The sequence below is a fragment of the Rhizobacter sp. P2_H2 genome (assembly GCF_056403375.1).
Genome location: NZ_JBFUFP010000562.1, coordinates 1 through 3547, shown reverse-complemented (window position 1 = coordinate 3547; position 3547 = coordinate 1). Strand labels below are relative to the sequence as shown.

At 57.2% G+C, this 3547-nt stretch carries 3 protein-coding genes; all 3 read right to left on the bottom strand.

Annotation, left to right across the window (positions count from 1 at the left end; genetic code table 11):
* Positions 1 to 280 (bottom strand): hypothetical protein (locus tag AC1D15_RS22505; protein ID WP_477827715.1); only part of this gene is annotated, 280 nt, incomplete at its 3' end.
* Between the two features lie 36 nt (positions 281 to 316).
* Positions 317 to 2296, bottom strand: coding sequence for a hypothetical protein (locus AC1D15_RS22500; RefSeq protein WP_477827714.1), 1980 nt, complete (start codon positions 2294 to 2296; stop codon positions 317 to 319).
* Position 2297: 1 nt separating this feature from the next.
* The gene (locus AC1D15_RS22495; RefSeq protein WP_477827713.1) at positions 2298 to 2951 is read right to left on the bottom strand and encodes a hypothetical protein; all 654 of its coding nucleotides are present in this window, start codon (positions 2949 to 2951) and stop codon (positions 2298 to 2300) included.
* Between the last annotated feature and the right edge of the window lie 596 nt (positions 2952 to 3547).

The following is a 3547-nucleotide window of genomic DNA, read 5'->3' as shown; positions in this document are numbered from 1 at the left end:
GGTGTACGGCGAGATTTGGGACGACCTCAGAAATGTTTGCGCAGATCATCTCGGCCACGGTCGACTTTCCCGTTCTAAAAGGCGCTTGGAACGAAACTCCAAGCTGGCGATAGGTCGCTGCCTCGGAAACAATGAGGAATGCACTTTTAACAGCCCGCGTAACGACTTTTACCGGTCGAAGAGTCAAGGGATGCTTCGCCAAATACCTAAGGCGTTCCTCGCCAGGCATCAGTGCGGCCTCGCGAAGCTGAGAGCGATCCGCCTGTACAGGTGTACTCATAGTGGTTCCTTTGAGTTGGCGGCGGTGTCAATATCGCTATTTCCAGCGCTTTGGAAGTGCAACGCCGAGCGGTGGTTTGCGAGCGACAGTCGACGTGGCTGGGTTCGACGAGGCCGGCTTTGCCGGTGCGGGTGCCGAAGCACCTGACATACGCAACGTCTCGGCAACAGTAGTAGCGTCTGCGGAGACTTCGAGCGACGAACGGCTCCGTGATGACGCATACGCTTTGGTGGAGAGATGGTTGATGAAGCACGCTACCGGATCACCCCCATCCGGTACGTAAAGCTGACCGTCCCTAATCAGCGCATTGATCGCCTTGCGTTGTTCGAGCGAATGGGCCGTCATTGCCCACCCTGAATCCATGCAGCGCAATTCGCCAATTCGCTCGCCAGTGTCCAGAAACGCTTCGACGATGCGGGCGTCCCGCTTTGGGACATGCACAATAACGCCTGTTCTAATCCAGTCGTACCGCTTCGACAGTTCGGGACTGGAGTACCGGACCTCGTCCAGTTCCACGTATGGCGGAACCCTCGACGCAGCGTAACCATTGATTCTCTTTGTGAGGACCTCGATGCCCGGTCGAGCCGAATATGCCGTGTAAGGTGGCCGCACCCGCGGGACCCAGGCAGCACCTGAGCCTGAGAGGGTGGTTCGCACGACATCCAGGGGGCTGCGACCGCCGAGTGCGCGGCTTGGCCGAGCGTTGTAGTTGGCCAAGAGCACATCGAGCAGTTGGATCAGCTCATGCCACTCAATGCCTCTGCCGGCTGCCTCCAACAGCGGKTCGCCGCGCTGTGGATCGCCTGGACCGAAACCCATGGTGCTTGGCAGGCGCTTGAAGCCGTAGGCGGAAAGTGCGCCAAAGAAGCGCTCGATAACAGCATTTCGCCACCAGTGGCCGACTGCGCCCCAGCCCACCATGCACCCAATGGACCGGTGCAGCCGCTGCTGGACGCCGCGGGCAAAATGCTGCGCAGCGTTATCTAGCTGGAGCGCAGCGAAGTTGACCTCCTCGAGGCCCTCAACGGCGCCGCATGGGAACCCCGCCCCGGTGTCATACTTCAACCCCTTAATTGTTAGCTTAAGAGGAATCCATTTCTGGGTACCGTTCAGATAGGCTTCCTCGACATGGGCCGCCGAGACTTGTGGCCGAATACAAATGCTAAACCCGGTGCATACGCGACTTTTGTAGCAGATTATTGCAACTATCTTCATTCGATCGATAGGTATCCGCTGAGGGCCTGCGGGTCCGTCTAAAATCAGGACGCCAACGGCGTCGACCGTATGGGCATCGCAGCCCACTAGATCGAAGGGAGCAGCGGCTAGGAGGAATTTTTCGTGTCCGGTGCCTAGATGTTGACGAGCCGCAATCGCTTTCCCTCTCCAAACAGTCGTCGTTGATAAATCCATCGCCACATAATTTGCGATGTAGCGCTCAATACTGCGACGTGCGGTGCTTTTGCTTGTACGAGGATACTGTTCACTAGGCAACTTTGTCTTAATTTTTTCTATAAATTGTGCAGCCACGCTCCGTACAGCTGGCGCTTTTCCTGGAGTCTTGTCGCCGCCGCCACCTTTCTTGATCATCTTGACTAATAGATCCTCCCAGTCTGGGTTGGCCTGTAGCCACCTTGAGAATCGACCGGCGAAGCCTCCGGAGTCTGACTGCCTGTTGTACGGACTGAGCCGGTTCATCCACAACAAGCCTGCCCATCCAACGATGCTTCCCGTTGCGTCGGCGGGTTGCAAACAACGCTTCAATTGATCGTAGAATGCATCCTTGGTGCAGTTGGCCTCTGAAAGCGCCGCCTTTAAGCTGCCATTCGTCTCAAAATATGCGCGTATGGCTCGGCTGAAACGCTCGAATCTGGGAAGGTCGAGCGTAGGAATGTGGGAAACCGTGACAGTTGGCCAAGATTCAAGTTTTCTCCATTCGAATGGAATAGAGGCGTACCCGTAGCGCACTATTGCTTCGCCATTTGCTTTCTGCGCAACTCGCTTCACAGAAGCTACCATGTCAGCGCTCCCCCCTCACAGCCGAAAATAAGCTTGTCCGGCTTAATGGGAGTGTGGCCAGATCAGTTTCAATCGCGCCGTTCAGCGCGAGTTGCAGGACAGCTGCGCCCACGAGTGCGGAATTCCCCCCTTCGCCCAGTTCTAGAAATCGCTGAAATGCGACTTGGCGATGTTTCTGCAGAAGATCAAGTACGCCATGTTTGTACTGTCCAAGTGGCCATTCCCGCGCCGCCGCAATCCAGGAGAGCGCCCTATGAACGTTACGCGTCCAAACGTCACGCGCCACCAACTGATTGAACGTTAGTACTTCCAGGCGCTGGATAGTGCTTAGCGGCCCTTTGCCGACGGCGTTTCGCAAGTCCTCAACGAAGGCCGAAGTATCCGGCTCCGTGTAAATCAACCGACGCCAGACAACTTCGCCGTTGGTCATCGTTACCTGTGCCGCGACCAAGTCCGCGAACGCATCGCCAGCAAGTGCGGTGACAGCTGCATGCGGCGTGTAGTCGACAGTGTTGACGAGTGGATCGCCCTCCACCATCAGGAAGTGGATGTAGCGAAGCCTTCCGGCAAGCACAACATCGCGCCCCATTTTCTGGCTGTAGTGCAGATGAAGGTCTTGCGCCTTATGACCGCGTGCATCGTAAGACTCGGCCATCGCTCCTCGAATTCGGGTTCCTAAGCGCGCGCCTTTATATTGCCTCGGTGCATTTGGGGGAGGGGATTTAGTCATAGCCTTCTCCGTAACTACGCATTGAAGCGGTTGAGACGCGGCTGCAGTGGAAATTACATCGCCGCGGTGCCATGGCTGAAGTGGCACTGATGCAACGTCAGACCACGACCGATTGGTCACTGAGAGCGACAGAGAGGAGAAAAGCTGCCCAAGGCGCTCGGCGTGGCGAGGCCTCCTTGCCCGGGGCAAGGTTCGGCGATAGAGTGTGCTTGACCGGTACCTCTGGTCTGCAGACTCAAGAGCCCGTCGCGGGTTGGCGCCTTCGACGGGCTCTCTGCTTCTCTTCTATCGCGCTCATGGATTACCGTTCATGACGTGCTCCTTTCTCGCACTGGTCTGGCTACCCGCGCAGAACTCTTGACCAGGTAGCGTGCAACGTCCGTTGCAAGCACGAAGACTCCACGTCTTCCCGAAAAGCGCAGTACCGGRAGTTCAAAGTGCTTGCGCTGGACGTGGCGGTCGAACGCGTCCGCGGTGGGGAATTGCAGGACCTCCGCCAGCGCCTTGCGTCCTAACAGGAC

Excerpts from the sequence above, each read along its gene's own strand:
- AC1D15_RS22495 (WP_477827713.1), bottom strand. The coding sequence starts at position 2,951 with ATGGCCGAGTCTTACGATGCACGCGGTCATAAGGCGCAAGACCTTCAT.